Annotated in this window: 25 protein-coding genes and 1 pseudogene; 20 read left to right on the top strand and 6 right to left on the bottom strand. The window is 75.4% G+C overall.

Annotation, left to right across the window (positions count from 1 at the left end):
- Positions 1 to 24: 24 nt before the first annotated feature.
- Positions 25 to 915, bottom strand: a complete 891-nt coding sequence (locus ACI796_RS04215; RefSeq protein ID WP_456940014.1) for a lipase family alpha/beta hydrolase — start codon at positions 913 to 915, stop codon at positions 25 to 27.
- Positions 916 to 1,103: 188 nt separating this feature from the next.
- Between ACI796_RS04215 and ACI796_RS04210 the strand changes: the two genes are divergently transcribed.
- Positions 1,104 to 2,201, top strand: coding sequence for a hypothetical protein (locus ACI796_RS04210; protein ID WP_456940013.1), 1,098 nt, complete (start codon positions 1,104 to 1,106; stop codon positions 2,199 to 2,201).
- 249 nt (positions 2,202 to 2,450) lie between these two features.
- On the opposite strand, the gene ACI796_RS04205 is transcribed toward ACI796_RS04210, so the two are convergent.
- Positions 2,451 to 3,137: a CocE/NonD family hydrolase C-terminal non-catalytic domain-containing protein gene (locus ACI796_RS04205; RefSeq protein WP_456940012.1), complete on the bottom strand. Its 687-nt coding sequence runs from the start codon at positions 3,135 to 3,137 to the stop codon at positions 2,451 to 2,453.
- Between the two features lie 322 nt (positions 3,138 to 3,459).
- Here ACI796_RS04205 and sucC point away from each other — a divergent pair, with 322 nt between their 5' ends.
- From sucC to ACI796_RS04170, 7 genes are all read left to right on the top strand, one after another.
- The gene (gene sucC, locus ACI796_RS04200) at positions 3,460 to 4,620 is read left to right on the top strand and encodes an ADP-forming succinate--CoA ligase subunit beta (RefSeq protein WP_456940011.1); all 1,161 of its coding nucleotides are present in this window, start codon (positions 3,460 to 3,462) and stop codon (positions 4,618 to 4,620) included.
- Between the two features lie 91 nt (positions 4,621 to 4,711).
- The gene (sucD, locus tag ACI796_RS04195) at positions 4,712 to 5,590 is read left to right on the top strand and encodes a succinate--CoA ligase subunit alpha (RefSeq protein WP_456940010.1); all 879 of its coding nucleotides are present in this window, start codon (positions 4,712 to 4,714) and stop codon (positions 5,588 to 5,590) included.
- Positions 5,591 to 5,813: 223 nt separating this feature from the next.
- Positions 5,814 to 6,839 carry a hypothetical protein gene (locus tag ACI796_RS04190; protein WP_456940009.1) on the top strand — a complete coding sequence of 342 codons (1,026 nt, stop codon included), beginning with the start codon at positions 5,814 to 5,816 and terminating at the stop codon, positions 6,837 to 6,839.
- A 136-nt stretch (positions 6,840 to 6,975) separates the two neighbouring features.
- Positions 6,976 to 8,172 carry a cell division protein PerM gene (locus ACI796_RS04185; protein WP_456940008.1) on the top strand — a complete coding sequence of 399 codons (1,197 nt, stop codon included), beginning with the start codon at positions 6,976 to 6,978 and terminating at the stop codon, positions 8,170 to 8,172.
- A 31-nt stretch (positions 8,173 to 8,203) separates the two neighbouring features.
- Entirely contained in the window at positions 8,204 to 8,812 is a 609-nt protein-coding gene (gene purN, locus ACI796_RS04180; RefSeq protein ID WP_456940007.1) for a phosphoribosylglycinamide formyltransferase, read from the top strand.
- Positions 8,809 to 10,377, top strand: coding sequence for a bifunctional phosphoribosylaminoimidazolecarboxamide formyltransferase/IMP cyclohydrolase (gene purH / locus ACI796_RS04175; RefSeq protein ID WP_456940006.1), 1,569 nt, complete (start codon positions 8,809 to 8,811; stop codon positions 10,375 to 10,377). The genes purN and purH overlap by 4 nt, the downstream gene beginning before the upstream one ends.
- A complete protein-coding gene (locus tag ACI796_RS04170) occupies positions 10,374 to 11,003 on the top strand; it encodes a pentapeptide repeat-containing protein (RefSeq protein WP_456940005.1) in 630 nt (209 codons plus the stop codon). Before purH ends, ACI796_RS04170 begins: the two co-directional genes overlap by 4 nt.
- Before the next feature lie 57 nt (positions 11,004 to 11,060).
- Here the strand turns inward: ACI796_RS04170 and ACI796_RS04165 are convergent, their stop codons facing one another.
- Entirely contained in the window at positions 11,061 to 11,669 is a 609-nt protein-coding gene (locus ACI796_RS04165) for a hypothetical protein (protein ID WP_456940004.1), read from the bottom strand.
- 82 nt (positions 11,670 to 11,751) lie between these two features.
- Here ACI796_RS04165 and ACI796_RS04160 point away from each other — a divergent pair, with 82 nt between their 5' ends.
- The 5 genes from ACI796_RS04160 (at position 11,752) to ACI796_RS04140 (ending at position 16,248) form a co-directional block, all read left to right on the top strand.
- Complete coding sequence (locus ACI796_RS04160) at positions 11,752 to 12,624, top strand: bifunctional methylenetetrahydrofolate dehydrogenase/methenyltetrahydrofolate cyclohydrolase (protein WP_456940003.1); 873 nt, start codon at positions 11,752 to 11,754, stop codon at positions 12,622 to 12,624.
- Entirely contained in the window at positions 12,621 to 12,920 is a 300-nt protein-coding gene (locus tag ACI796_RS04155) for a DUF3017 domain-containing protein (protein WP_456940002.1), read from the top strand. The genes ACI796_RS04160 and ACI796_RS04155 overlap by 4 nt, the downstream gene beginning before the upstream one ends.
- Positions 12,921 to 12,973: 53 nt before the next feature.
- Positions 12,974 to 13,927 carry a malate dehydrogenase gene (mdh, locus tag ACI796_RS04150; RefSeq protein WP_456940001.1) on the top strand — a complete coding sequence of 318 codons (954 nt, stop codon included), beginning with the start codon at positions 12,974 to 12,976 and terminating at the stop codon, positions 13,925 to 13,927.
- A gap of 69 nt (positions 13,928 to 13,996) precedes the next feature.
- A complete protein-coding gene (locus ACI796_RS04145; RefSeq protein ID WP_456940000.1) occupies positions 13,997 to 15,211 on the top strand; it encodes an NADP-dependent isocitrate dehydrogenase in 1,215 nt (404 codons plus the stop codon).
- Between the two features lie 200 nt (positions 15,212 to 15,411).
- A complete protein-coding gene (locus tag ACI796_RS04140; RefSeq protein ID WP_456939999.1) occupies positions 15,412 to 16,248 on the top strand; it encodes an endonuclease domain-containing protein in 837 nt (278 codons plus the stop codon).
- A 56-nt stretch (positions 16,249 to 16,304) separates the two neighbouring features.
- On the opposite strand, the gene ACI796_RS04135 is transcribed toward ACI796_RS04140, so the two are convergent.
- The gene (locus ACI796_RS04135) at positions 16,305 to 16,661 is read right to left on the bottom strand and encodes a CAP domain-containing protein (protein WP_456939998.1); all 357 of its coding nucleotides are present in this window, start codon (positions 16,659 to 16,661) and stop codon (positions 16,305 to 16,307) included.
- On the opposite strand from ACI796_RS04135, the gene ACI796_RS04130 reads away from it, so the two are divergent.
- Positions 16,645 to 17,391, top strand: a complete 747-nt coding sequence (locus ACI796_RS04130; protein ID WP_456939997.1) for a hypothetical protein — start codon at positions 16,645 to 16,647, stop codon at positions 17,389 to 17,391. The genes ACI796_RS04135 and ACI796_RS04130 overlap by 17 nt on opposite strands.
- 198 nt (positions 17,392 to 17,589) lie before the next feature.
- Positions 17,590 to 18,909: a hemolysin family protein gene (locus ACI796_RS04125; protein WP_456939996.1), complete on the top strand. Its 1,320-nt coding sequence runs from the start codon at positions 17,590 to 17,592 to the stop codon at positions 18,907 to 18,909.
- A gap of 7 nt (positions 18,910 to 18,916) precedes the next feature.
- Here ACI796_RS04125 and galE read toward each other — a convergent pair whose 3' ends face one another.
- Positions 18,917 to 19,873 carry a UDP-glucose 4-epimerase GalE gene (galE, locus tag ACI796_RS04120; RefSeq protein WP_456939995.1) on the bottom strand — a complete coding sequence of 319 codons (957 nt, stop codon included), beginning with the start codon at positions 19,871 to 19,873 and terminating at the stop codon, positions 18,917 to 18,919.
- Positions 19,874 to 19,931: 58 nt separating this feature from the next.
- Between galE and hisC the strand changes: the two genes are divergently transcribed.
- The 4 genes and pseudogenes from hisC to ACI796_RS04100 all read left to right on the top strand — a co-directional run.
- Positions 19,932 to 21,071 (top strand): histidinol-phosphate transaminase, encoded by a 1,140-nt coding sequence (gene hisC / locus ACI796_RS04115; RefSeq protein ID WP_456939994.1) that lies wholly within the window; start codon positions 19,932 to 19,934, stop codon positions 21,069 to 21,071.
- A gap of 15 nt (positions 21,072 to 21,086) precedes the next feature.
- A complete protein-coding gene (gene trpS, locus ACI796_RS04110; protein WP_456939993.1) occupies positions 21,087 to 22,106 on the top strand; it encodes a tryptophan--tRNA ligase in 1,020 nt (339 codons plus the stop codon).
- Positions 22,103 to 22,672 (top strand): 2'-5' RNA ligase family protein, encoded by a 570-nt coding sequence (locus ACI796_RS04105; protein ID WP_456939992.1) that lies wholly within the window; start codon positions 22,103 to 22,105, stop codon positions 22,670 to 22,672. Before trpS ends, ACI796_RS04105 begins: the two co-directional genes overlap by 4 nt.
- 222 nt (positions 22,673 to 22,894) lie before the next feature.
- Positions 22,895 to 23,584: pseudogene (locus ACI796_RS04100) on the top strand (YihY/virulence factor BrkB family protein); the annotation flags it as partial.
- Between the two features lie 31 nt (positions 23,585 to 23,615).
- Here the strand turns inward: ACI796_RS04100 and ACI796_RS04095 are convergent.
- Positions 23,616 to 24,938, bottom strand: a complete 1,323-nt coding sequence (locus tag ACI796_RS04095) for a D-alanyl-D-alanine carboxypeptidase family protein (RefSeq protein ID WP_456939991.1) — start codon at positions 24,936 to 24,938, stop codon at positions 23,616 to 23,618.
- A gap of 247 nt (positions 24,939 to 25,185) precedes the next feature.
- On the opposite strand from ACI796_RS04095, the gene ACI796_RS04090 reads away from it, so the two are divergent.
- Positions 25,186 to 26,250, top strand: coding sequence for a BMP family lipoprotein (locus tag ACI796_RS04090; protein ID WP_456939990.1), 1,065 nt, complete (start codon positions 25,186 to 25,188; stop codon positions 26,248 to 26,250).
- The last annotated feature ends 28 nt before the right edge of the window (positions 26,251 to 26,278 follow it).

Here is a 26,278-nt window from a genome sequence, read left to right as displayed (position 1 = left end):
TGTCTCCCCGAGGTGAGGTGGCGCTCAGGCGGCGTCGGCGAGCGGCGCCGGGGCGGCCGGCCGCAGCCCGGCGAGCGTCGCGGCCACCTCGTCGACGACGCCGCGGTGGAACGGCAGCGACATGTGCCCCACACCGCGGACGAGGACGTTGCGCGCGCGCAGGTCCGGGTGGTCGCACCGACCGGCCACGGTGGGGACGACGACCTGGTCGAGGTTGCTGTAGACGGCGGTCATCGGGGTCGACCAGTCCGGCGCCGGCTCGGCGAGCTCCTGGAGCACCGGCGACCCGGGCCGCAGCTGGCGCACCATCGGCGTCGGCAGCAGGTGGGCCAGCACCGAGCCGGCGTGCGGCGTGCCGAGGGTCACCAGCGACTCCACCCGACGGCCCCCGCCCTGGCGCTGCACGTAGTGCCGGGCGATGAGGCCGCCGAGGCTGTGTCCCACCAGGTGCACGCGGTCGTGGCCGGTCCGGGCGCAGATCCGCTCGACGTGCTCCCCCAGGTCGCGCGCGCCCTCGGCGACGTCGCCCAGCAGCGGGCTGTAGTTCCAGGTGCAGACCTGGGTGAACCCGCGCCGCCGCAGTCGGCGGCGCATGACGGTGAAGATCGACCGGTTGTCGATGAGCCCGTGGACCAGCAGCACCGGGACGCGCGCGGCGAGCGGGTCGGCGGCGAACAACGCGCGGACGGCGGCCGGCTGGACACCCGGGCGGCGGCGCGGGTCCAGCAGCAGGGCCTCGGTCCGCGCGCCGAGCGGGTAGAGCAGCGCGTGCGCCCCGACCCAGGCCAGTTCGGTGAGCCCGCCGGCGACGGTGGTGGGGGAGACCAGCGCGCGCAGGGCGTCCCGTGGCGTACCCGGGGAGGGCTGTCCCGTGTGCGACTCTGGACGGCACCCGGGGTCGCCGGTCGCGCGCATGGACGTCCTCCCCGTTCGGCGGCCGCCGGCGGTGTCCAGGGGACCCGGGTCCGTCGACGGCGGAGCACCGTTGTGGTGCTCGGTTCACACGAAGGTAATGCCCTGGTGTGGTGACGGTCACACGGACGATGCGGGGATCTCGACGAGATCGAGACCGGAACGCGACACATCTCGACGAAGGGGGACCCGTGGCCGGCCGTGAGAGTGCTGCCCGCGACGACCGGACCCGGGACGGCGCCCGGCGGCCCGGGGGCGCGGGTGCCCGCCGCACCGGGGCCGCGGCCGCCGGGGCGCGGCGCACGGGTACCCGCCCGGCCGCGGACCGCCGCCCGGCCCGCCCGCCGGCCCCCGCTCCCGTCGCCGAGGACGGGCTCGTCGTCGGCGACCGGCCCGGCAGCGCCCGCGCCGCGGGGGTCCTGCTGGTGCTCGCCGGCCTGGCCGGCGCAGCCGCGCTGTTCCCGACCTACCTGGTCGTCGGCGGCCGGGAGCTGTCGCTGGCCGGCGGGCTCGGCGGCGCGCTGGTCGGCCTGGTCGTCCCCCTGACCGCCGTCGCGGTGGGGGCCGGGCTGGCCGCGGGCCGGGTGCCGCGGTTCGGGCTGGCCTACGCCGGCGTCGGCGGCGTGCTGGCGCTGGGCTCCCTGCTCATCGAGGTCTACCGCGGCAGTGCCTCCACCGTCCGCCCCGGCGTCGAGGTGCTGGCCGGCGAGCGGGTGCTCACCAGCTCGGTGCAGACCGGGGCCGGCTGGTGGCTGGAGGTCGCCGGGCTCGCGCTGACCGTCCTGGCCGGCGGGTGCGCCGCGGCGGCGTGGAGCCGCACGGTCATGGAGGACCGCGGCGCACTCGACCCCGCCCGCACGGGGCTGGCCGGCGCGGCGGTGCTGCTCGGCGTCCTCACCGTGCTGTGCCTGGCGCTGCCGGCCGCCGACGTCCCCGACCGGCTGGTCGACGACCCCTCCACCGGCCTGGAGGTCGTCGTGGAGCAGCAGGGCCCGCAGGCGCTGCTCGAGCGGCCCGGGCTGGCGCTGCTCGGCGGGCTGCTGCTGGCCGGCGCCGTCCTGCTCGCCTCGGTGCTGGCGCCCTCGCTGCGGCCGCGTCTGGCCGCCGTCGGCGGCTTCCTCGCCGTCGCGGTGACCGTGCTCGCCGCCGGCCTCGGCGGGCTGCGCGACGCCGTCGCCTCCGACGAGCTGGAGTGGACCGTCCCCGGCGCCGGGCTGCTCACCGCCGGGCTCGGCTACGCGCTGCTCACCGTGCTCGCCTGGCGGCTGCGCCGCACGACCGCCCGGTGACGGCGGGCGAGCGGCTGCGCGTCGTCGTCGCCGGCCCCGACGGCCGGGACGACCCGCGCGCGGTCGCCCTCGCCCGCGCGCTGCGCGACACCGGTGCCGAGGTGGTGCTGACCGGCGAGGTGACCTCGGCCGGGCGGCTGGCCGCGGCCGTCCTCCAGGAGGACGCCGACGCCGTCGGCGTGGCCGGCGCGCCCCCGCGGCTGCTCCGGGAGGTGCTCGACCGGCTGGCCGCCGCCGGCGTCGACGACGTCACCGCCTTCGTCCTCGGGGGCGACGACCCCGGGGGCGACGACGGCGACCTGCCGGACGGGGTGCGCCGGTTCCCCGACGGCACCCCGCCCGGCGACGTCGTCGCCGCGCTGGCTGGGACGTGACCGGCAGGGTCAGCTGCTGCACCCGGCCCGGCCCGGTGGCCAGCGCGACCTGCTGGGGGAGCGTGGAGCCCCGGTAGGCCGTGTCCCCACCGGCCAGCACGACCGCCAGCCGGTGGCCGGGCTCGAACCGGTGCACGATGCCCGGCAGCTCGATGGTCACCGGCCGGGTCACGTCGGCCACCCGCACCGGCGAGACCAGCCGCGAGGGCAGGTCCACCGCGCCGTCGGGGCCGACGTCGTAGAGCTCGGCGAACAGCACCAGCTGCGCGGCCGGCCGCGGCGAGCCGACGACGTCGACCGGCGCGGTCAGCGGCGGCGTCGAGAACCGCACCGCGGTGCCCGGCGGGTCGGTGACGGGCAGCGTCTGGTCGGGGTACGACGTCTCGGTGTGGTTCGGCCCGACCGGCGCGACGCCGGTCCAGCCGGCCGCCCCGGGACGACCGCCAGCGGGCTGTCGACCAGCGCGCCGCCGGCGGAGAGGCGCAGCGTCCGCTGCCGGCCCACCCGGGGAGGACGGCGCCGTGGCGTAGGCGGCGGCGACGTCGCCGGTCTGCTCGTGCACCCAGTCGCGGTGGTAGGAGAAGGTCTGCGCCGGGCGGCACGTGGAGGTCGGCGTCGACGGTGCAGGTGCGGCCGGCGGCCCCCAGACCGGTGACGGTGACGGTCAGGTCGCGGGGGACGACGCCACCGGAGGTGGCCGCCGGAGGGCCGGTGCGGTGGTCACCCCCGCCGTCAGCAGGGCGGTCAGCAGGACGGGTGGCAGACGGCGCACGGGCGGGGCTCCTCGTCGTCGAGTGGGGCCGGGGGCTGCCGCGTGTGATGCGGCGCACCCCCTCCAACGCCGGTGCGGCGGGGCGGTCACGCGAGGGCTACGGTGCCTGTCCGTGGATCTCTTCGAGTACCAGGCGCGTGACCTGCTGGCCTCGCACGGCGTGCCCGTGCTGCCCGGCGGCGTGGCCGAGACACCCGACCAGGCCGAGGCGATCGCCCGCGAGATCGGGCAGACCGTCGTCGTCAAGGCGCAGGTCAAGACCGGCGGCCGCGGCAAGGCCGGCGGCGTCAAGCTGGCCGAGGACGCCGACGAGGCCAGGGCCCGCGCCCAGGACATCCTCGGGCTGGACATCAAGGGCCACATCACCCACCGCGTGATGGTGGCCCAGGCCAGCGACATCGCCGAGGAGTACTACTTCTCCTACCTGCTCGACCGCGCCAACCGCACCTTCCTGGCCATGGCCAGCGTCGAGGGCGGCATGGAGATCGAGCAGCTCGCCGTCGAGCGGCCCGAGGCCCTCGCCCGCGTCCCCGTCGACGCCACGACCGGCGTCGACGCGCAGAAGGCCGCCGAGATCGTCGACGCCGCCGGGTTCGCCCCCGAGGTGCGCGACCAGGTGATCGCCATCGCCGTCCAGCTGTGGGAGACCTTCGCCCAGGAGGACGCCACCCTCGTCGAGGTCAACCCGCTGGCCAAGGCGCCCGACGGCACCGTCCTCGCGCTCGACGCGAAGGTCACCCTCGACGAGAACGCCGCCTTCCGGCACCCGCAGCACGCCGAGCTCGCGGACTCCGCCTCGGCCGACCCGCTGGAGGCCGCGGCCAAGGAGAAGGACCTCAACTACGTCAAGCTCGACGGCGAGGTCGGGATCATCGGCAACGGCGCCGGGCTCGTGATGAGCACCCTCGACGTCGTCGCCTACGCCGGTGAGGAGTTCGGCGGGGTCAAGCCGGCCAACTTCCTCGACATCGGCGGTGGCGCCTCGGCCGAGGTCATGGCCAACGGGCTGCACATCATCCTGTCCGACCCGGCCGTGAAGAGCGTGTTCGTCAACGTCTTCGGCGGCATCACCGCCTGCGACGCCGTCGCCAACGGCATCGTGCACGCGCTGGGCATCCTCGGCGACGAGGCGACCAAGCCGCTGGTCGTCCGGCTCGACGGCAACAACGTCGAGGAGGGCCGGCGGATCCTCGCCGAGGCGAACCACCCGCTGGTGACCCTGGTGGACACGATGGACGGCGCCGCGCGCCGGGCCGCCGAGCTCGCCGCCTGAGGAAGGACCCCTCTCCTCCCCACCCCTCGCAGGCTCGGGGCGGGCCCCTGGACAGGGGCCGTTCCATCACTTCCAGACAGGACCTGAAGAGATGTCGATCTTCCTCAACGAGAACAGCAAGGTCATCGTCCAGGGCATGACCGGCTCGGAGGGGCGCAAGCACACCCAGCGCATGCTCGCCTCCGGCACCGCGATCGTCGGCGGCGTGAACCCGAAGAAGGCCGGCGAGCGCGTCGACTTCGAGGGCGCCAGCGTGCCGGTGTTCGGCAACGTGTCCGAGGCCATGAAGGAGACCGGCGCCGACGTCAGCGTCATCTTCGTGCCGCCGGCCGGCGCCAAGGGCGCGGTCATCGAGGCCGTCGACGCCCAGATCGGGCTCGCCGTCGTCATCACCGAGGGCATCCCGGTGCACGACTCGACCTACTTCTGGGCCCACGCCCAGGGCAGCGCCACCCGGATCATCGGCCCGAACTGCCCCGGCCTGATCAGCCCCGGGCGCTCCAACGCCGGCATCATCCCGGCCAACATCACCAAGCAGGGCAAGATCGGGCTGGTCAGCAAGTCCGGCACGCTGACCTACCAGATGATGTACGAGCTCCGGGACATCGGCTTCTCCACCTGCGTCGGCATCGGCGGCGACCCGGTCATCGGCACCACGCACATCGACTGCCTGCAGGCCTTCCAGGACGACCCGGAGACCGAGGCCATCGTCATGATCGGTGAGATCGGCGGCGACGCCGAGGAGCGCGCGGCCGACTTCATCACGGCCAACGTCACCAAGCCGGTCGTCGGCTACGTCGCCGGGTTCACCGCGCCCGAGGGCAAGACGATGGGCCACGCCGGCGCCATCGTGTCCGGCTCGGCCGGCACCGCGCAGGCCAAGAAGGAGGCCCTCGAGGCCGCCGGGGTCAAGGTCGGCAAGACGCCGTCGGAGACCGCCCGCCTCATGCGGGAGATCGTCGGCGCCTGAAGCGCCGCCTCGTGAACTGCCCCGGCCCCTCCCCAGGAGCCGGGGCAGTTCCGCTTCCCGGGGACGGGTTGCGGGGTGGTCACGATCTCGCCCCTCGTGGTGAGGGGCGAGCGTGGCGAGGTTGCAGCCCGTTCACGGCGGGGGAGAGCATCCGCGACGCCGTACCGATGTGACGAGGGAGAGTCGAACGATGACGTCCAGTCAGCCGCCTCAGCAGCCCGGGATGCCCGGGCAGCCGGGACCGGGCGGCCAGCCGGGGTACGGCCAGCAGGCCCCGTACGGGCAGCAGGCCCCGTACGGGCAGCCGGGGTACGGCCAGCAGCCACCGCCCTCCTTCGCTCCGCCGGGGCAGCCGACCTACGGCCAGCAGGCCCCGTACGGGCAGCAGCCGCCCTACGGCCAGCAGCCCCACGGTGTACAGCAGCCCTACGGGCAGCCGTACGGCCAGCAGCCGCCTCCCGGCGCCCCGTCGCCGTACGGCCAGGCCCCGCGCCCGGCCGGTGCGGGCTTCGACCTCAAGCGCCTGAAGATGGCCGACTACGTCGTCGCCGCCGGTGCGCTGGTCTACCTGGTCCTCGCGCTGCTGCCGTGGGCGACGTTCTCCAGCAGCGACGACTTCGGCTTCGACGTCCCCGGGTTCGACGTCCCGGAGATCAGCTACAGCTTCTCCGGCTTCGAGGTCAGCGGCCTGGTGACCTTCAGCTTCGTGCTGCTGCTCCTGGCCGCCGTGTGGGCGCTGCTGCCGGCGTTCGTGCAGCTGGACCTGGGCTTCCCGCGCAGCTGGATCACCGTGGGCCTGGCCGGGCTGGCCGCGCTGCTCACCCTCGTCGCCTGGATCCAGACCTTCGACGCCGGCTTCTCGGTCTTCGCGCTGCTCGGTCTCCTGGTCACCGTCGCGGTCGCGGTGTTCGCGTTCCTGCGGCTGCTGCCGGAGATGCGCACCGAGCCGGCGCTGCCCGGCGCGTTCGCCGGTGCCGCGCAGTGGGCCAACCAGCAGGCGCCGGACTTCGGCGTCGGCCAGGGCGCCTCCGCCGGCCCGCCCGCGGCCCCGGGCCAGTACGGCGCCCCGGGCCCGTACGGCCAGCCCGCCCCGTACGGCGGCCGGCCGGCGCAGCCGTGGGATCAGCCGGGGGCGCAGGTCCAGCCGGGCCACGGGCAGCCGTACACCCCATCGCCGGCCACCGACCCCGGGCAGCACCCCTCCGGGCAGCACGGCGGCTCCTCCGCCTCGGGTCACGGCCAGCCCTGACCCGACTGCGCCCCGTCAGGGGCGCACTCGTCCCGACGAGGGCCGGCGGCACCTGCCGCCGGCCCTCGTCGGCGTTCCACCCCCGTCCCGGCGCGTGCGGCGGACAGACGGCGGGCACGCTTGCGAGAGTGGGGACGTGGTCTCCTTGCTGGCGCGCCTGCCCCTGCCGGGACAGCGCGGCCCCGGTGCCGGGCGGCCCTGGTACCCGGCCGCGCTGACCGCCGCCGCCACCGCCGCGGTCTCGCTGCTCGGGCTGCTCGGCCTGGGCCTCGCGGTCGTCGTCGTCGAGACCCTCGACCCGGCCGGCGGGCTGTCGGTCGCGAGCGCGGCCCGCGTCGGCGGCCGGCTGTGGCTGCTGGCCAACGGCGGCGGGCTCGACCTGCCGTCCGGGCCGCTGGTCCTCGCGCCGCTGCTGCTCACCCTCGCCGTCGCCTGGGGGCTGGACCGTGCCGGGCGGGGCGTGGTGCGCGTCACCGGACCCGCCGGTGCGCGCGCCGCCGCCGGCGTCGTGGCGACCGCGGTCGCGGTGCACGCGCTGCTGGCGGTCCTGCTCGGGCTCGCCGTCGACGGGCCCGGCGCCCGCACCGACCTGCTGCGCTGCGGCGTCGGCGCCGCCGTCCTCGCCGCGGTCGCCGTCGGCTGGGGCGTGCTGCGCGAGGGCGACCTGCTCGACGGCGTCCTCGACCGCCTGCCCGGGCCGGTGCGGCCGCTGCTGCCCGCCGTCCTCGCCGGGCTGCTCGCCGCGGGCGCGCTGGGCCTCGCCGTCGTCGCCGTCGCGCTGGCCTCGGACGCCGCCGGCTACGCCGCGGTCGCGGGTGCCCTCGGCGGCTCGGGCGCGGGCGCGGTGGGCACGCTGGCGCTCGGCGCGCTGCTGCTGCCCAACGCCGCCGCGGCCGCGCTCGGCGTGGCGGCCGGGCCCGGGTTCGCCGTCGGCGCCGGCACCGTCGTCTCGGTCCACGGCATCAGCCTCGGGCCGGTGCCGGCGTTCCCGCTGCTGGCCGCGCTGCCCGACACCCAGGCCGTGCCGCTGCTGGCGTTCGTCTCGCAGGCGGTCCCGGCGCTGGCCGGCCTGGTCACCGGCGTGGCGCTGGGCCGCCGCATGACCGACGACGACGGCGGCCCGGTGGTCGCCGGCCTGTGGGGCGTGCTGGCCGGCGCCGTCCTGGGGCTGGCCGTGGGCGTCCTCGCGGCGGTGGCCGGCGGCTCGCTGGGCGACGGCGCGCTCGCCGACGTCGGCGCGCCGCCGGTGACCACCGCGCTCGCCGTCGCGCTGCAGGCCGGCGTCGCCGCGGCGGTCGGGGCGGCCACCGCGCGCTGGCGGTCCCTCGGCTGAGGGCCCCGGCGCCGTCGATAGGGTCGCGGACGTGCCCGGCCCCGAGTCCTCCCCGCGGGCGCGGGTCGTCGTGCTGATCTCGGGCACCGGATCGCTGTGCGCCGCGCTGCTCGAGGCCGCCGACGACCCCGGCTACCCGGCCGAGGTGGTCGCCGTCGGCGCCGACCGCGACGCCGCCGGGCTGGAGCACGCCCGCCGCCGCGGCCTGCCGACCTTCGCCGTGGCGCTGCGCGACTTCCCCGACCGGGCCGCCTGGGACCGCGCGCTGGCCGCCGCGATCGCCGCGCACGAGCCCCACCTGGTGGTGTCCGCCGGGTTCATGAAGATCGTCGGCCCCGCCGTCCTGGCCCGCTACGAGGGCCGGCTGGTCAACACCCACCCCGCGCTGCTGCCGGCGTTCCCGGGCGCGCACGCCGTCCGCGACGCGCTGGCCGCCGGCGTGGACGTCACCGGCAGCACGGTGCACCTGGTCGACGCCGGCGTCGACACCGGCCCGGTGCTCGCCCAGCGCGAGGTGCCGGTGCTGCCGGGCGACGACGAGGACCGCCTGCACGAACGGATCAAGGCCGTGGAGCGGACGCTCCTGGTGGAGACGGTGGCGCGACTCGTCACCGGGACGACGGAGGAGAGCGCGCGATGACCGAGAGCCGGACCCCGGTGCGCCGTGCCCTGCTGGGCGTGTACGACAAGACCGGGATCGAGGAGCTCGCCCGCGGCCTGGCCGACGCCGGCGTGGAGCTGGTGAGCACCGGGGCCACCGCGCGGCGGATCGCCGACGCCGGGATCGCGGTCACCCCGGTCGAGCAGGTCACCGGCTTCCCCGAGTGCCTCGACGGGCGGGTCAAGACGCTGCACCCGGCGGTGCACGCCGGCATCCTCGCCGACCGGCGGAAGCCCGAGCACGTCGCGCAGCTCGAGGAGCTCGGCATCGCCGCCTTCGACCTCGTCGTCGTGAACCTCTACCCGTTCACCGAGACGGTGGCGTCGGGCGCGACGCCGGACGAGTGCGTCGAGCAGATCGACATCGGCGGCCCGGCGATGGTGCGTGCGGCCGCGAAGAACCACCCGTCGGTCGCCGTCGTCGTCGACCCCGCCCGGTACGGCGACGTCCTCGCCGCCGTGGCCGCCGGCGGGTTCACCCTCCCGGAGCGGCAGCTGCTGGCCGCGGCCGCCTTCCGGCACACCGCCACCTACGACATCGCCGTCGCCTCGTGGATGGGCAACGTGCTGGCCCCCGACGACGAGTCGGGCTTCCCGTCCTGGGTCGGGGCGTCCTGGGAGCGCGCCGACGTGCTGCGCTACGGCGAGAACCCGCACCAGCGGGCGGCGCTGTACCGCAGCGGCGAGCCGGGCGCCGGGACGGGGGGGATCGCGCACGCCGAGCAGTTGCACGGCAAGCAGATGTCCTACAACAACTACGTCGACACCGACGCCGCGTGGCGGGCCGCGCACGACCACCGCGATCCGTGCGTGGCGATCGTCAAGCACGCCAACCCGTGCGGGATCGCCGTCGGCCCGGACGTCGCCGCCGCCCACCGCAAGGCGCACGCCTGCGACCCGGTCTCGGCGTTCGGCGGCGTCATCGCGGCGAACCGCGAGGTCGACCTGGCGATGGCCGAGCAGGTGGCCGGCGTGTTCACCGAGGTCGTCGTCGCGCCGTCGTTCACCGCGGACGCCGTCGAGGTGCTGACGGCGAAGAAGAACATCCGGTTGCTGCGGCTGCCCGAGGCCGGCCGGCCCCCGGTCGAGCTGCGGCCGGTCGGCGGCGGGCTGCTGCTGCAGAGCGCCGACCGCATCGACGCCGCCGGCGACGACCCGACCACCTGGACGCTGGCCTGCGGGGAGCCGCTGGACGCCGCCGGCCTCGACGACCTCGTGTTCGCGTGGCGCTCGGTCCGCGCGGTGAAGAGCAACGCGATCCTGCTCGCCCACGACAGGGCGACCGTCGGCGTCGGCATGGGCCAGGTGAACCGGGTGGACTCGGCGCGGCTGGCGGTCACGCGGGCGGGGGAGCGGGCCGCGGGGTCGGTGGCCGCCTCCGACGCGTTCTTCCCCTTCGCCGACGGTCTGCAGGTGCTGCTCGACGCCGGGGTGCGCGCGGTGGTGCAGCCGGGCGGGTCGGTGCGGGACGAGGAGGTCGTCGCCGCGGCGCGCGCGGCCGGCGTCCCGCTGTACCTGACCGGCACCCGCCACTTCGCGCATTGAGGGGCCGCCCCCACGTCGGTCCGCCGGAACCGGGGGAGGAGCTCGAGGACGCCGACCTCGCCCGCGTCGACTGGTGGGGCGCCGAGCTCGAGAGCGTCACCTTCACCCGCTGCCGGTTCGACGACGCCGACCTCACCGAGCTGGTGACCCGCCGCTGCGTGTTCGACTCCTGCGTCCTCACCGGCGTGCGGATGAGCGGCTCGCGGCACCGCGGCAGCGCGTTCCTGTCCTGCCGGTTCGACCGCGCCCGGCTGATCGACGCCGTCTGGGAGGGCTGCAAGCTCACCGGCTCGCAGTTCCCCGGCGCCGTCGTCCGGCCGCTGACCAGCACCGACTCCGACTGGAGCTGGACGTCGCTGCGCGGCGTCGACCTGTCCGGCAGCGACCTGTCCGGTCAGCGGTTCCGCGAGGCCGACCTCACCGACGCCGACCTGCGCGAGTGCGACCTCACCGGCGCCGACCTCGACCGCGCCCGCCTGCAGGGCGCCAGGCTGCGCGGCACCGACCTGCGCGGCGCGGCCACCGAGGCCTGGCCGTGGCGGGGCCTGGACCTCACCGGCGTCCGGGTCGACCTCGTGCAGGCGGTGCAGGTCGCCCGCGCCCACGGCGCCCTCGTCGAGGGCTGAGCCCGCGCACCTCCGCGGAGGTGCCCCGCGCACCTCCGTGGACGTGCACGGCCGGAGTCAGCGGTAGCGGGGGCCGGTGAGCATCGCCTTGAGCGCGCCGAGCAGGCCGAGGACGCCGACGGCGCAGGCGAACCAGAAGCCGATGCCGAGGGCCGACGGGTCCCAGTCCTCCGCGGCGAACGGCACGAGCACCGCGGCGATCGCCAGCGCGCTGACGAACAGCGCGAGGACGCCGAGGGTCCGGTGCGTCCGCGCGGGCAGCCACAGCAGGACGCCGAGCAGGAACAGCACGCCACCGCCCAGGACGACGGCGAGCGGCTGCCAGAAGCCGGAGTCCACCAGGGCGTCGAAGCCGCCGCCGGCCTCGTCGAAGCCGCGGCGGACGAGGCTCCAGCCGGTGTCGTCGCGCCGCGCCAGCCAGCGCAGCGGCAGGCTCACCGCGGCGGCGACGCCGGCCAGGATGAGCAGCAGCCCGCCGAGCGAGTCCGGCCCGCGCACCGGCACCGGCCGGGTGGAGTAGCTGGGCGTCGTGTACGGGTTCGGGCCCGCCTGGCCGTACGCGCCGGGGCCCACCGCGGAGGCGCCGGTCACGGGCGCCAGACCGGGCGTGGTCTGCTCCCGCCAGTCGGCGCCGAGCTGCTGGGTGGACGGGTCGCGCTCGGTCATCGGCTCTCCTCGATCGCGGGGGCTCCCCGCGAGGGTAGGGCCGCGCGGGTCGCCCCGGGGGCGCCTCCGGCACACTGTCGGGGTGCCCGCGACGATCCTCGACGGCAAGGCGACCGCAGCCACCATCCGGCAGGAGCTCACCGCCCGCGTCGCGGCCCTGACGGCGGCCGGTCACCGTCCGGGCCTGGGCACGGTGCTGGTCGGCGACGACCCGGGCAGCCGCTGGTACGTCAACGCCAAGCACTCCGACTGCGCGCAGGTCGGCATCGCCAGCATCCAGCGCGAGCTGCCGGCCACCGCCACGCTCGCCGACGTCCTCGCCGTCGTCGAGGAGCTCAACGCCGACCCCGCGTGCACCGGCTACATCGTCCAGCTGCCGCTGCCCCGCCAGGTCGACGAGTACGCCGTCCTCGAGGCGATGGACCCGGCCAAGGACGCCGACGGGCTGCACCCGGTCAACCTCGGCCGGCTGGTGCTGGGCGTCGACGGGCCGCTGCCGTGCACGCCGGTCGGCATCGTCGAGCTGCTGCGCCGGTACGACGTCCCGGTGGCCGGTGCGGAGGTCGTCGTCGTCGGGCGCGGGATCACCGTCGGCCGCCCGCTCGGGCTGCTGCTCACCCGGCGCACCGAGAACGCCACGGTGACCCTCTGCCACACCGGCACCCGGGACCTGGCCGCCCACCTGCGCGCCGCGGACGTCGTCGTCGCCGCCGCGGGCGTGCCCGGCCTGGTCACGGCCGACGTCGTCAAGCCGGGCGCCGCGGTGCTCGACGTCGGCGTCAGCCGGGTCGACGGGAAGATCGCCGGCGACGTCGCGAAGGACGTCGTCGAGGTGGCCGGGCACGTGGCGCCCAACCCCGGCGGGGTCGGGCCGATGACCCGGGCGATGCTGCTGCAGAACGTGGTGCTGGCCGCCGAGCGGGCCGCCGCGGACGAGGTGCTCACCGCCCGATGACGCGCCCGCCGCTCCACCTGCGCCGGCCGTTCCTGGCCGGGCTGCTGCGCCAGCTGCCGCTGTTCGCGGTGCTGGTCGTGGTCGCGGTGGGGCTCGGGATGGTGGCGCTGGAGCACTGGCGGCGCGGCCTGCTGGTGGTCGGGCTGGCGCTCGTGGGCGCGGCCGTGCTGCGGCTGGTCCTCCCCGTCCGCCGGGTCGGCTTCCTCGCCGTCCGCAGCCGGCCGGTCGACGTCGTCCTGATGGCCGGGACGGGGGTCGCGCTGTCGGCGCTGACCCTCGTCGTCCCGGGCAGTTGAGCGCGGCGGCCCGCGGGCGCGGCGACCGGGGTCCCGGGTCTAGGTTGACGCCCATGGCAGAGCAGCCCAGGAACGGCAAGGTCACCGTCGTCGGTGCCGGCTTCTACGGCTCCACCACCGCCCTCCGGCTCGCGGAGTACGACGTCTTCGAGACCGTCGTCCTCACCGACATCGTCGAGGGCAAGCCCGAGGGCCTGGCCCTCGACATCAACCAGTCACGCCCCATCGAGGGCTTCGAGACGCGGGTCGTCGGCGTCGGCGGGGGCTCGTACGAGGGCACCGAGGGGTCCGACGTCGTCGTGATCACCGCCGGCCTGCCGCGGAAGCCCGGCATGAGCCGGATGGACCTCATCGAGACCAACGCGAAGATCGTCCGCGAGGTGGCCGAGAACGTCGCGCGGACCTCGCCGGACGCCGTCGTCATCGTGGTGTCCAACCCGCTGGACGAGATGACCGCCCTGGCGCAGCTGGCCACCGGCTTCCCGAGGGAGCGGGTCATGGGCCAGGCCGGGATGCTCGACACCGCCCGGTTCACCAACAACGTCGCCGAGGAGCTGGGCGTCCCGGTGTCCTCGGTGCGCACCCTGACCCTCGGCTCGCACGGCGACACGATGGTGCCGGTGCCCTCGCGCTGCACCGTCGACGGCAAGCCGCTGGCCGACGTCCTGGCCGCGGACCGCATCGAGCACCTGGTGCAGCGCACCCGCAACGGCGGCGCCGAGGTGGTCGCGCTGCTGAAGACCGGGTCGGCGTACTACGCGCCGTCGGCTGCCGCGGCCCGCATGGCCCGCGCGGTCATCGAGGACTCGGGTGCCGTCATGCCGGTGTGCGCGTGGGTCGACGGCGAGTACGGCATCTCCGGTGTGTACCTCGGCGTCGAGGCCGAGATCGGGCGCCAGGGTGTGCGCCGGGTGGTCGAGGGGGACCTCACCGAGAGCGAGCTGGCCGGGCTGCGCGAGGCGGCCGAGGCCGTGCGCGCCAAGCAGGCCGACGTCGCGGAGCTGTAGAGCGACTGCACCGCGACCTGACCGACTCCCGGCCCGACGGGCCGGGGCTGCAGAGAGGGAATGTCTGACGTGAGCAAGATCAAGGTCGAGGGCACCGTCGTCGAACTCGACGGCGACGAGATGACCCGGATCATCTGGAAGTTCATCAAGGACCAGCTGATCCTGCCGTACCTCGACGTCAACCTGGAGTACTACGACCTGGGCATCGAGCACCGCGACGCCACCGACGACCAGGTCACCGTCGACTCCGCCAACGCGATCAAGAAGCACGGCGTGGGCGTCAAGTGCGCCACCATCACCCCGGACGAGGCGCGGGTCGAGGAGTTCGGCCTCAAGAAGATGTGGCGGTCCCCGAACGGGACGATCCGCAACATCCTCGGCGGCGTCATCTTCCGCGAGCCGATCGTCATCTCGAACGTGCCGCGGCTGGTCCCCGGCTGGACCAAGCCGATCGTCGTCGGCCGTCACGCCTTCGGTGACCAGTACCGCGCCACCGACTTCCGCTTCCCCGGCGAGGGGACGCTGACCGTCACCTTCACGCCGAAGGACGGCTCCGCGCCGATCGAGCACGAGGTCTTCCAGGCGCCCGGCGCCGGCGTGGCCCTGGCCATGTACAACCTCGACGAGTCGATCCGCGACTTCGCGCGGGCCTCGATGAGCTACGGCCTGCAGCGCGGCTACCCGGTCTACCTCTCCACCAAGAACACGATCCTCAAGGCCTACGACGGCCGGTTCAAGGACCTGTTCCAGGAGGTCTTCGAGGCCGAGTTCAAGGACCAGTTCGAGCAGGCCGGCATCACCTACGAGCACCGGCTCATCGACGACATGGTCGCCGCGTCCCTCAAGTGGGAGGGCGGTTACGTCTGGGCGTGCAAGAACTACGACGGCGACGTGCAGTCCGACACCGTCGCCCAGGGCTTCGGCTCGCTGGGCCTCATGACCTCGGTGCTCATGAGCCCCGACGGCCGCACCGTCGAGGCCGAGGCCGCGCACGGCACGGTCACCCGTCACTTCCGCGCCCACCAGCGCGGGGAGCAGACCTCGACCAACCCGATCGCGTCGATCTTCGCCTGGACCCGGGGCCTCGCCCACCGCGGCAAGCTCGACGGCACCCCCGAGGTCACCCGGTTCGCCGAGACCCTGGAGAAGGTCTGCATCGACACCGTCGAGGGCGGCCAGATGACCAAGGACCTCGCGCTGCTGATCAGCAAGGAGCAGCCGTGGCTGAACACCCAGGACTTCCTGGCGGCCATCGACGGCAACCTGCAGAAGGCCATGGCCTGACGTAGTCGCTCCGGCGTCGCCCGCTGAGGCGACGAGAACACGCCAGTGGCCCCCTCGGCACGTCCGAGGGGGCCACTGGCGTGTTCTCGGCCTGTGGACAGCCGGTCCGCGGGTCCCGGGACCGGCAGGGTCGGTTCGTGCCCACCCCGCCCTCGCGTCCGCCCCATCTGCGAGGGCGTGTGTTCCGTGGCAGTGCCGTCGTGCGGCAGGGGTTCCTGACGCCCAAGCAGCTGCGGAGCTCCGCCTGGGTCCGGCTCAGGCGGGACGTGTACGCGGACGCCTCGCTCCCCGTCACCCACCGGCTGCTGGTCAGCGCGGTCGGGCTGACGCTGCCCGCGGGCGCGGGCTTCTGCGGTCGCAGTGCCGCCGTCCTGTGGGGCGTGCCCGACGTCGCCGGTCCCGACGACCCGGTCGAGGTCGTGCTGCCCGGTGACCGGCGGTGGAACGCCGGTGCCGGGGTCCGGGTGCGCAGCCTGCTCGTCGGGCAGCGACTGGTGCAGCGCCGGGCGTGGCACTGTCTCCCACGCGTGGACACCGCGGTCGACCTCGCCCGCTTCGGCGACCGGGACGAGGCGGTCGTCCTGCTGGACCGCCTGGTGCGGGCGGGCGTGGCGGACCTGGAGGGCGTCCGCGTGGCCGCGGCGGCGCTCCCCGTGTGCCGGGGGAGTGCGCAGGCCCGGCTGGTCGCACGGCTCGCGGACGGCCTGGCCGAGTCACCGCAGGAGACCCGCCTGCGACTCCTCCTGCACCGGGCCGGCGTGCCGCCGGTGGCCCAGCACCGCGTCTTCGACGACGCCGGGTTCGTCGCGCGGGTCGACTTCGCGTACCCGGAGCTGCGACTGGCCGTCGAGTACGACGGGCTGTGGCACGCCGAGCGCCGGACGTTCCTCGACGACCGCCGCCGGCTCAACCGCCTCAACGCCGCGGGGTGGATCGTCCTGCACGTGACCGTCGACGACCTCCGACGACCGGACCTGCTCGTGGCGCGGGTGCACGCGCTCCGGGCCCGGCGGCTGGCCGGGACGAACACACGCTGAGCGCCCCCTCGGTCCCGGCGAGGGGGCGCCCGGCGTGTGTCCGTCGTCCTGAGCGCTCAGGCGCCGAAGAGCTGGGTCCACCAGGGGCCGCCGGAGCCCTCGGCCACGCCCACGCCCAGCTTCGTCAGCGAGCAGTTGAGGACGTTCGCCCGGTGGCCCGGGCTGTCCATCCACGCCGCCATCACCGCGGCCGGGTCGGGCTGCCCCTGGGCGATGTTCTCCGCCCGCGCGTAGCCGACGCCCGCGGCCCGGGCCCGGTCGAAGGGGTCGAGCCCCTCGGGGGTGTCGTGCGAGAAGTAGCCGCGGTCGCGCATGTCCGCGCTGTGCGCCCGGGCGACGGCGGCCAGCGCCGCGTCCGCGACCACGGGCGCACACCCCGCGGCGGCGCGCTCCTGGTTGACCAGGGCCAGCACCGCGGCCTCCGCGGAGGGGTCGGCCGGGGCGGCGGCCCGCGCCACCGGCGCCGGCGCGGGCTCCGACGACGGGGTCGGCGTCCGCGTGTCCGGCGCCGCCGCCGACGCGGACGACGAGTCGGCCGACGACGAGCCGGCCGACGACGAGCCGGCCGACGAGGACCCCGCGGACGAGGACCCACCCGGCGCCGGGGCCGACGACCCGGGCACCGCCGAGGACGAGGACGCCGAGGACGACGAGGACGACGACGAGGACGACGACGAGCCGGCGGCGGTCGGGCGCCCCGCCGACGACGAGGTCGCCGGAGCGGAGGAGCCCGCAGCGGAGGAGCCCGGGGCGGAGGAGCCCGGGGCGGAGGAGCCCGCAGCCGACGAGCCCGGAGCTGACGAGCCCGGAGCCGACGAGCCCGGCGCGCCGGGCGTCGTCCCCGGTGCGGTGGTCGGGGCTCCGTCGACGCCCATCGTGACGACGCCGGTGCGCTCGGCGCCGCCCTCCCCGCCGTCCTCCACCGCGTCCGCCGCGGACGTCGCCGCGGATTCCGCCGCCGACAGCGCGCCCCGGCCGGCGGCCATCAGCGGGACGAGCAGCGCGGTGCCGCCCACGACGAGGACGACCAGCAGGACCGGCAGCAGGCGGCGGGCGCGGCCGCGGCGCCGTGGCGGGCGCTGGGGTGCCACCGGCGCGGCGTGGCGGGCGGACGGCGGGGAAGACCGGTGGCGCACGGGGTGATTACCTCTTGAAGTCGACAAGTCGCTTTCTGTGACTTCGTGGAGAGTAGCCGTAGCCGGAGGTCACCCGGGAGGGTGACGTGACCGACGTCACATCACGAGTCGTGGGGGACGTCTCCGGGAGGCGCGGTGGGCTCCGGGTCCCCCTCCGGGCAGCATGGACGGACCACCACCCCGAGACGCGAGGAGCACGCCGCCGGTGAGCGACGTCTGGCTCGACATCGTCATGGTCGTCGTCTTCGTGTTGATCGGCGGCGTGTTCGCCGGCGCGGAGATCGCCCTGGTGTCCCTGCGCGAGGCCCAGGTCCGGGTGCTGTCCGAGCGGGGCCGCCGCGGCCGCGCGCTGGCTCGGCTGCTCGGCGACCCCAACCGGTTCCTCGCCGCCGTCCAGGTCGGCGTCACCCTCGCCGGCTTCCTGTCCGCCGCCTTCGGCGCCAGCACCCTGGCCGAGCCCTTCAGCGACTGGCTGGTCCGCCGCGGCCTCGGGGAGCGCGTCGCCGACCCGCTGGCCCTCGTGCTGGTCACCGTCGCCATCAGCTACGTGTCGCTGGTCGTGGGGGAGCTGACCCCCAAGCGGCTCGCGCTGCAGCGCGCCGAGGGCTTCTCGCTGCTCGTCGCCCGGCCGCTCAACACCATCGCCCGGCTCTCCCGCCCGGTCATCTGGCTGCTGTCGGCGTCGACGAACGTGCTGGTCCGGCTGCTCGGCGGCGACCCGAAGGCCAGCGGCGAGGCGATCAGCCAGGAGGAGCTGCGGGACCTCGTCGCCGCGCACGAGTCGCTGTCCAGCGACGAGCGGCGGCTCATCGACGAGGTCTTCCGCGCCGGCGACCGCGAGGTGCGCGAGGTCATGACCCCGCGCACCGAGGTCGAGTTCCTGGACGCGTCGACGACGGTCAGCCGCGCCGCCCGGCAGGTCGCCGAGTCCGGCTGGTCGCGCTACCCGGTCACCGGCCGCGACCAGGACGACGTCGTCGGCTTCGTGCACGTCCGGGACCTGCTGCTGCCCACGCACCCCGCCGGGCGCGCGGCGACCGTGGGCGACCTCGCCCGCGAGGTGAAGCGGCTACCCGGCACCGCGGGCGTGCTGACGGCGCTGTCGGAGATGCGCCGGGAGAACCAGCACCTGGCGATCGTCGTCGACGAGTACGGCGGCACCGACGGGATCGTCACGCTCGAGGACCTCATCGAGGAGGTCATCGGCGAGATCTACGACGAGTACGACGAGGAGGTCGCCGCCGAGGACGGCGAGGAGCCCGGCGGGCCGCACGACGTCGACGGGCTGCTCAACCTCGACGACTTCGCGCAGGTCACCGGCCTGCGGCTGCCCGAGGGCCCGTACGAGACGGTCGCCGGGTACGTGCTGGCCGAGCTCGGCCGGCTGCCGGACGTCGGCGACGCCGTCGAGGTCGAGGACCGCACGCTCACCGTCCTCGAGCTCGACGGGCGGCGGATCGCCCGGCTGTCGGTCACCCGGGCGCCCGACGTCGCGCCGGCCGGGGAGGACACCCCGGCCGGCTGAGACCCGGTCAGCCGCGCTTCTGCGCGACCTCCCACGCGTCGCGCACGATGCCGGTCAGGTCCGTGTGCCGCGGCGTCCAGCCCAGGTCCGCGCGGATGCGGTCGCTGGAGGCCACCAGCTGCGCCGGGTCGCCGGCCCGCCGGTCGCCCACCTGCACCGGCACCGGGTGGCCGGTGACCTCGCGGACGGCGTCGACCACCTGCTGCACGGAGAACCCGGTGCCGTTGCCCAGGTTGTAGATCCGGTGCTCGCCCGGCTCCGGGGCGGTCAGCGCGAGCAGGTGCGCGTCGGCGAGGTCGGAGACGTGGATGTAGTCGCGGATGCAGGTGCCGTCCGGCGTCGGGTAGTCCTCGCCGTAGACGGTCATCGCCTCGCGCTTCCCGGCCGCCACCTGCAGCGCGATCGGGATGAGGTGGGTCTCGGTGGTGTGCCGCTCGCCCAGGCCGTACGCGGCACCCGCCACGTTGAAGTACCGCAGGCTCACCGCGGCGAAGTCGTGGGCGGTCGCGTACGAGGTCAGCATCGCGTCGACGGCGAGCTTCGTGGCGCCGTAGGTGTTGGTCGGCTTCGTCTGCGCGTCCTCGCGGATCGGCACCTGCTCGGGCTCGCCGTAGGTGGCGGCGGTGGAGGAGAACACGATCCGCCGGCAGTCGGCCGCCCGCATCGCCTCGAGCAGCGCCAGCGACCCGCCGACGTTGTGCTCCCAGTAGATCTCCGGCTTGACCTGCGACTCGCCGACCAGGCTCTTCGCGGCGAAGTGCAGCACCGCCTCCGGCCGCACCTCGGCCAGCACCGGCGCCGAGTCCTGCAGCGTGGCCTGCACGAACCGGGCGCCCTCGGGCACCGCGTCGGCGTGCCCGGTCGACAGGTCGTCGAGCACGGTGACCTCGTGGCCGCCCTGCAGGAGGGCGGCGGTGACTACGCTGCCGATGTAGCCGGCCCCACCGGCGACGAGAACGCGCATGGGGCCACCCTAGGAGTCGTCGCCCGGGAGCACCGGGCGGGCGCGGAGGTCGAGCCCCGTGGTCACTGTCCGTCCGGCCGTCCAGGCGCTGCCGGCCTACAAGCCCGGCCGCAACCCGGCCGACCTGGCGCGGGAGCTCGGCGTCGACCGCGCCGTGAAGCTGGCCAGCAACGAGGTGCCCTTCCCGCCGCTGCCGGCCGTCGTCCGGGCGCTGGCGGAGACGGCGGGGGAGACCTACCGCTACCCCGACAACGGGGCCGTCGTCCTCACCGCCGCGCTGGCGGAGCGCTACGGCGTCGACCCGGCGCAGGTGGTCCCCGGCTGCGGCGCGGTCATGCTCTGCCAGCAGCTCGCGCAGTCCTTCAACGACCCCGGGACGGCGATCGCCTTCGCCTGGCGCTCGTTCGAGATGTACCCGCTGCTGGCGCAGGTCGCCGGCGCGCGCAGCCTCCAGGTGCCGCTGGTGCCCTCGGTCCCCGGTGGCGCCCCCGACACCCACGACCTCGACGCGCTGGCCGCCGCGGTGGACGACGACACCCGGCTGCTGTTCGTGTGCAACCCCAACAACCCCACCGGCACGGCGGTCCGGCGGGCGGAGCTCGAGCGCTTCCTCGACCGGGTGCCCGGGACGGTGCTGGTCGTGCTCGACGAGGCCTACCGCGAGTTCGTCACCGACCCCGAGGTCCCCGACGGCCTCGAGCTCGTGCGCGGGCGGCCGAACGTCGCGGTGCTGCGCACCTTCTCCAAGGCCTGGGGCCTGGCCGGACTGCGGGTCGGCTACCTGGTCGCGGAGGACCCCGCCGTCGCCGACGCCGTCCGCCGCACGCACGTGCCGTTCAGCGTCTCGGTGCTCGCCCAGGCCGCCGCCGTCGCCGCGCTCGGCAGCGAGGACGAGGTCCGCGGCCGCGTCGCCGCCGTCGTCGCCGAGCGCGACCGGCTCACCGCCGCCCTGCGCGGGCGCGGCCTGCAGGTCCCCGACAGCCAGGCCAACTTCGTGTGGCTGCCGCTGGGGGAGTCCTCCGCCGCGACCGCCGCGGCGCTGGAGGCGCGTGGCGTCATCACCCGGCCGTTCGCCGGCGAGGGGATCCGGGTGACCGTCGGCACGCCCGAGGAGGACGACCTGTTCCTCGCCGCGCTCGACGACGTGCTCGCCGCCGCCGACCCCGACACGGTGCGCCCCGGCGCGCCGGTCGCCTAGCGCCCGGCTGGTTTGATGGCCGTCGTGCCTCTTCCCCGTGTCCTGTCCGGCATCCAGCCGACGGCGGGCTCCTTCCACCTCGGCAACCACCTCGGTGCGCTCCGCCAGTGGGTCGCGCTGCAGGAGACGACCGAGGCCTTCTACTGCGTCGTCGACCTGCACGCGATCACGCTGCCGCAGGACCCCGCGGAGCTGCGCCGGAACACCCTGGTCTCGGCCGCCCAGCTGCTGGCCCTCGGCGTCGACCCGGAGCGCAGCACGCTGTTCGTGCAGAGCCACGTGCCCGAGCACCTGCAGCTGTCGTGGGTGCTCGAGTGCCTCACCGGCTTCGGCGAGGCCGGCCGGATGACGCAGTTCAAGGACAAGAGCCAGCGGGAGGGCACCGCCTCGGCCTCGGTCGGGCTGTTCACCTACCCGGTGCTCCAGGCCGCCGACATCCTCGTCTACCAGGCCGACCAGGTGCCGGTGGGGGAGGACCAGCGCCAGCACCTGGAGCTGACCCGGGACCTGGCCACCCGCTTCAACGGCCGCTTCGGCGAGACCTTCACGCTGCCGGAGACCCTCATCCCGGCCGGCGGCGCGCGGATCATGGACCTGCAGTCGCCGGACAAGAAGATGAGCAAGAGCCTGCCGCCGGCCGGCTGTGTGTTCCTGCTCGACGACCCGAAGGTGACGGCGAAGAAGATCCGCTCGGCGGTCACCGACACCGGCCGGGAGGTCGTGGCCGACCCGGTGGGCAAGCCAGGGGTCACCAACCTGCTGACCATCCACAGCGCGCTGTCGGGCACCCCGGTCGCGGAGCTGGAGGAGCGCTTCGCCGGCCGCGGCTACGGGGACCTCAAGAAGGAGCTCGCCGAGGTCGTCGCCGAGTTCGTGACGCCGGTCCGCGACCGCACGAACGCGCTGCTCGACGACCGCGCCGAGCTCGAGCGGCTACTGGCCGCCGGTGCCGCCCGGGCCCGCGAGGTGGCCGCGGAGACCGTCCGCACGGTCTACGAGCGGGTCGGCTTCCTCGCGCCGGTGGCGGGGTCGTGAACGACGACACCTTCGTCCCGCGCGGCCGGAACGCGCCGCCGGAGACCGCCGTCGTCGGGGTCCTGGTGCCGATCCCCGAGCCGTGGGCGCAGCTGCTGACCGACTGGCGCGCCAAGGTGGGCGACCCGCAGGCGGGCTTCGTGCCGCCGCACGTCACCCTCCTGCCGCCCACCGAGGTGCCCTGCGCCGACCGCGCGGCCATCACCGAGCACCTGGTCCGCGTCGCCGCGGCCCACCCACCCTTCGACATGCACCTGTCGGGCACCGGCACGTTCACACCGGTCTCCGAGGTGGTGTTCGTCGCCGTCGCCCGCGGCATCGGCAACTGCGAGCTGCTGGCCACCGACGTCCGGTCCGGCCCCCTGTCCCGGTCGCTGTCCTACCCGTACCACCCGCACGTGACCGTGGCCCACGACGTCCCGCGCGACATGCTCGAGCTGGCCTACAGCGGCCTCGGCGACCTCTCCGCGGAGTTCCGCGTCACCGCGTTCACCGAGTTCGAGCAGACGCCCGAGGGCACCTGGGCGGTCGCCCGCGAGTACCCGCTCACCGGCCCGCCGCTCTAGGCCCGCGCGCGGCACCCGCCTCCGGGGACCAGACTCGGACCGGTGGGTGCCCCCCGGGACGGACGGCCGCGCGCCGCCGACGTCGTCCGCGCGCCCTGGTCCCGCATCGCCGGCCTGGGCTCCCGGATCACCGCCGTCGTCGACGCGCAGCGCCGCCGCCGGCCCTGGTTCGACCACCTGGCGCGCGCCGGGGGGCGCTACACCCGCACCCAGGGCGACCTCATGGCCGCCGGCGTCACCTACTTCGTGTTCCTCGGGCTGTTCCCGGTCCTGCTGCTGGTCGCGTCGGTCATCGCGCTGGTCCTCTCCGGGGACGCGTTGCTGCAGCAGGAGCTCTACGACGCCATCCGCGAGACGTTCCCCGGCTCCACCGGGGAGCAGATCGTCCGTGAGCTGCGCTCGGCCGTCAGCGCGGCCGGCCTCACCGGCCTGATCGGGGTCGCCGGGTTCCTCTACGCCGGCCTGCGCGCGATGGACAAGCTGCGCATCGGCATGGAGCGGATCTGGAAGGGCGACGCCGACGAGCCGGAGTTCTGGCGGGACAACCTCGCCGACCTCGTCGCGCTGGTCGCCCTCGGCGCGGCCGGCCTGGCCAGCATCGGGCTGACCGGGTTCGCCACCCAGGCCACCAACGGCGTGCTGACGGTCTTCGGGGTCGAGGACGCGCCCGGCTGGGGCGTCGTCAGCAGCGTGCTCGGCATCGTGCTCGCCTTCACCGGCGACGTGCTGGTGTTCCTGTGGCTGCTGCGGGTGGTGCCCTCGACGTCGCACCCGCTGCGGCTGCTGCTGCCCGGCGCGGTCTTCGGTGCGGCCGGGTTCGAGCTGATGAAGCTGGCCGGCAGCCTCTACCTGTCGCTGATCTCCGGCAGCGTCACCTCGTCGGCGTTCGGCGGCGCCGTCGGCATCCTCGTCTGGATCAACCTCGTGGCCCGCTTCGCGTTCTTCACCGCGGCGTGGACGGCGACCCTCCCGGCCCTGGAGCGGGCGGCCCCTGCGGACCCCGAGGGTCGCGCCGACCCGGGGGACCCTGCCGACCCGCCGGTCCCGGCGGAGCCCGGCGCACCGCCCGCCGCCGGCCGATGAGGGTCGCGGTCACCACCGCGACCGCCGCCGCGCCGAGCGCCAGCGCGCCCAGCACGGGCGGGCCGTCGTCCGCGGGAGGAGCCGGCTCGGCCGGGCCGGCGGCGACCTCGGCCGGCCCGGCGGCGGAGGGGGCGGCGGTCGTCGTCGGCCCGGGAGGGACGACGTCGGCCGCGGAGTCGACCAGCGTGCCGACCCCGCCCAGCGACGGCGGCACGGTGAAGCCCCAGTCGAGCAGCAGCGCGGCCTGGTCGGCGGCGCGCCGCGGCACGTTCTCGGTGCCCATGACGCTGACCACCAGCCGCCGCCCGTCGCGCTCGGCGGCCGTGACGAAGGTGTGCCGGGCGGCGTCGGTGAAGCCGGTCTTGCCGCCCAGGTTCCCCGGGTAGCCGGCCAGCGGGTTCTGGTTCTGGATCTGGTAGCCGGGCGAGCGGCCCTCGACCGGGGGCATCTGCGCGGTGGGCGTCAGGAGGATCCCGGCGGTGACCGGGTCGGCGACCAGGGCCCGGAAGAACAGCGCGAGGTCGTAGGGCGAGGAGGACTGCCCGGTGACGTCGAGGCCCGACGGCGTGCCCGCGACCGTGTCGAAGGCGCCCATCTCCAGGGCGGTGGCGTTCATCGCGTCGACGGTGGCCGCCGTCCCGCCGAACGCCCGGGCCAGCGCGTTGGCCGCGTCGTTGCCCGACTGCATCACCAGCGCCTGGAACAGCAGCCCGACCGGGTAGTGGCCGCCGGCCACGATCCCGACCTTGCTGCCCTCCATCGCCTCGTCCTCGACGGTGCCGTCGACGACCGCCGCCGGGTCCAGCCGGTGCGCCAGGGTGAGCAGCGTCAGCGTCTTGAGCGTGCTCGCCGGGTAGTAGCGGCCGTGCGGGTCGCGGGCGGCCAGGACGTCGCCGGTGCCGGCGTCGGCGACCAGCCACCCGGCCGCGACGACGTCGGCCGGCAGCGGCGGCGCGCCCTCGACGACGACCGTGCCGCGGGTGTCCAGGCCCTCCCCGCCGACGGTGACCCCGCCGGGGCCCTCGCCCTGCGGCGGGCCGCCGGGCGGCGGCGCGGTCGGGGTCGGGGCGGCGAGGTCGACGGTGGGCCGCGCGGGGTCCGGGGCGGCCGCCGCCGTGGTGCCCCCGAGCAGCACGGCCAGCGCGGCCAGGACCGCCGCGAGCGCACCTCGTCGTCGCCGCACGGGGGGACGCTAGCCCCGGCGGGGCCCGTTCCGGTGACCCCGCGCAGTGGCGGGGGCCACGGATGCGGGCCGCTTCACAACGATCCCGTCTCGGTCCGCCGCAGGGATGGCGGCCCGCCCGGAGAGCGCGGTTAGCGTGCCGGGGTCGTCCACGTCCGGGCGGCCGCCCGCGGGCGGCCGCGACCAGGACCCACGGGAGCGCCCTCCGCGTCCTTCGCGGGCAGCTCCCTCCAGAGAGGAGATCGTCTTGCGCCGAGCGCGGAAGATGAAGGCCGCAGCGCTGCTGCTGGCCGGCAGCATGGCCCTGGCGGCCTGCGCGAGTGACGAGCCCGCCTCCGGTGGCGGCGGCGGGGGCGGCGGCACCGCCACCGAGGAGCTGCGCGTCGGCCTCGCCTACGACACCGGTGGCCGCGGTGACCGGTCGTTCAACGACTCCGCCTACGCCGGTCTGTCGGCGGCCGTCGAGGCCCTCGACGGCGAGCTGCAGGAGCTCAGCCCCAACGACGACGCCTCCAACCGCGCCGAGCTGCTCACCCAGCTGGCCGAGCAGGGCTTCAACCCGGTCGTCGCCGTCGGCTTCAACTACGACGACGTCATCGCCGAGGTCGCGCCGCAGTTCCCCGACACCACGTTCGCGCAGGTCGACGGGAGCAACGAGGACGGCGCCAAGGGCGACAACGTCACCGGGCTCGTCTTCGCCGAGGAGCAGGGCTCCTTCCTGGCCGGCGTCGCCGCCGCGCTGAAGAGCGAGAGCGGCCACATCGGCTTCGTCGGCGGCGTGGAGAGCCCGCTGATCGAGAAGTTCGAGGCCGGCTACGTGGCCGGCGCCCAGGCGGTCAACCCGCAGATCATCATCGACCGGCAGTACATCTCGCCGGCCGGTGACTTCACCGGCTTCAACGACCCGGCCCGCGGCCAGATCGTCGCCCAGGGCATGTACGACGCCGGGGCCGACATCGTCTACCACGCGGCCGGTGGCTCGGGCGTCGGCGTCTTCCAGGCCGCCGCCACCTCCGGCAAGCGCGCCATCGGCGTCGACTCCGACCAGTACCAGACGGTCGACGACCCGGCGCTGCAGGCCGTGATCATGACCTCGATGCTCAAGCGGGTCGACAACGCGGTGGAGCAGTTCGTCAACGACTTCGCCGAGGGCACCGTCGAGGGCGCCTCCGACGTCCGCTACGACCTGGAGGGCGAGGGTGTCGGCCTGTCCACGTCGGGCGGCTACATCGACGACATCCAGCAGGACATCGACGGCTACGCGCAGCAGATCATCGACGGCACCATCACGGTCCCGACGACGATCGAGTGACCCTCGTGCGGGCCTGCCCGCACGACTG

This window comes from Geodermatophilus sp. SYSU D00525 (assembly GCF_054050475.1).
This window is presented reverse-complemented; position numbering and strand designations above follow the sequence as displayed.